Origin of the sequence: Kribbella sp. NPDC049227 (assembly GCF_043197265.1) — a bacterium.
In the GTDB taxonomy this organism is placed as follows: Bacteria; Actinomycetota; Actinomycetes; order Propionibacteriales; family Kribbellaceae; genus Kribbella.
Window position 1 is genome coordinate 342,284 of record NZ_JBICST010000010.1, and the last position, 1,971, is coordinate 344,254.

Here is a 1,971-nt window from a genome sequence, read left to right on the forward strand (position 1 = left end):
GCCCGCGATTTCTACCCTCCGTCAACCGCCCGCGATTTCCTCGCTCCGTCAGCCGCCCCCGATTTCCTCCCTCCGTCAACCGCCCTTGAAGGAGCACCATGGACAGCCCCCACCGCGCTTTCGCCCCCTCCCGCCGCACACTCCTGTTCGGGGCCGGCGCCACGGCGCTCACCGCCGCGTCCGCGTCCGCCCTCCCCGCTTCCGCCGTTCCTGCTTCCGCCACCGGCGCGTCCGCCTCCGCCGGGTCTGCTGCCACTGCCGGGTCAGCCGCTGTCTCGGCCCCAGCCTCCGCGGCGATCCCGTCGCCCGACGACCTGCCGCTGACGGGCGGACCGGAGTTCCCGGTCGGCCTGTTCTGGCCGCCGCACCCGTATGCGAGCACTGCCGAACGGTTCACCGAGATCAAGGACGCCGGGTTCGACTTCGTCATCTCCGGCAACTACGCCGGCGACGGGAACATCTTCCAGTACCAGCTCGACCTCGCCCGCACCGCCGGCCTGCAGATGCTGATCTCCGACGACATCCAGATCCGCAACATGTCCCGCTGGTTCTCGATCTCGGACAACACGGCCGACTTCCTGAGCGTCACCCCGGACGAGGCTCGCGCCCTCTACACCCGCGCCCGCGACGCCTACGGCCCGTTCTCGTCCCTGGCCGGCTTCAACCTGTACGACGAACCGGGCGCCGGCTGGTTCGCCACCCTGGCCAAGGCCGTCGCGATCTCACGCGAACTGGCACCGCAACTGTTGCCGTACATCAACCTCTTCCCTTCCGACGACGCGGCGTACTACCGCGGCTTCGTCGACGTGGTGAAGCCGTCGCTGATCTCCTTCGATCGGTATCCGCTCCTGTCCGAGGGCCGCGAGGACGCGAACTACTTCCACAACTGGTCCATCGTCCGCGACGCGGCGCTGCACGGCGACATCCCGTCGTGGGTCTTCATCCAGACCCTCGCGTACAACGGTCACCGCGAGCCGACCGCCGCCGAACTGCTCTGGCAGGTCAACATCAGCCTCGCGTACGGCGCGAAGGGCATTCAGTACTTCACCTACTGGACGCCCGAGGCCGCCCGTGGCGAGGGCTTCGGTCCCGCATTGATCACTGTTGACGGACGTCGTACACCTCGGTACGCCGCGGCGCGCAAGATCAACACCACCTGGCTCCATCAAGTCGGCCGCGAACTCAAGCCACTCGTCTCCGAGACCGTTGTGCACGCCAACGAAACCCCACTACCCAACGGCGCAGTCGGCTTCACCCCGACAGACCTGGTCACCGGAGTCACCGGGAACCCAGTAGTCATCGGCACTTTCCGCTCCCGCGACGCCGCCTCCACCGATCGCTGGCTCCTGGTCGCCAACCGCTCCCACAGCACCCGCTCCCGCGCCGTCATCACCCCGAACCCCCAGACCGTAGGCACAGTCGCAACCTTCCAACCAGCCACCCAGTCCTACACCCCCCGCCCCGTAACCCCGACCCCCCTCGACCTACCCCCCGGCGCAGCAACCCTCATCAAACTCACCACCAAGTAGCCCACCCACTCGGCGCCGAGCCCCACCCTGAAGCCCGGCGCCGAGCCAGCCCCCGATCCCCGCCGGGCAAGCCCCGCCGACCCCCATCGGGCGAGCCTCCCCGATCCCCGCCGGGCAAGCCGCGCGATGTGCACCGGGCGAGCCCCCCGACCTCGCCGGGCGAGCCCCCCGACCTCGCCGAGCAAGCCGCACGATCTGCGCCGGGTAAGCCCCCCCGACCTCGCCGAGCAAGCCGCGCGATCTGCGCCGGGTAAGCCCCCCCGACCTCGCCGAGCAAGCCGCACGATCTGCGCCGGGTAAGCCCCCCCGACCTCGCCGAGCAAGCCGCGCGATCTGCGCCGGGTAAGCCCCCCGACCTCGCCGAGCAAGCCGCACGATCTGCGCCGGGTAAGCCCCCCCGACCTCGCCGAGCAAGCCGCGCGATCTGCGCCGGGTAAGCCCC

The 1,971-nt window shown here is 70.0% G+C and carries 1 protein-coding gene; it reads left to right on the top strand.

Annotated features, from left to right (window positions below; all coding sequences use genetic code 11):
- The first annotated feature begins 98 nt into the window (after positions 1–98).
- A complete protein-coding gene (locus ACGFH6_RS40945; RefSeq protein WP_393395974.1) occupies positions 99–1,529 on the top strand; it encodes a hypothetical protein in 1,431 nt (476 codons plus the stop codon).
- Positions 1,530–1,971: the final 442 nt, after the last annotated feature.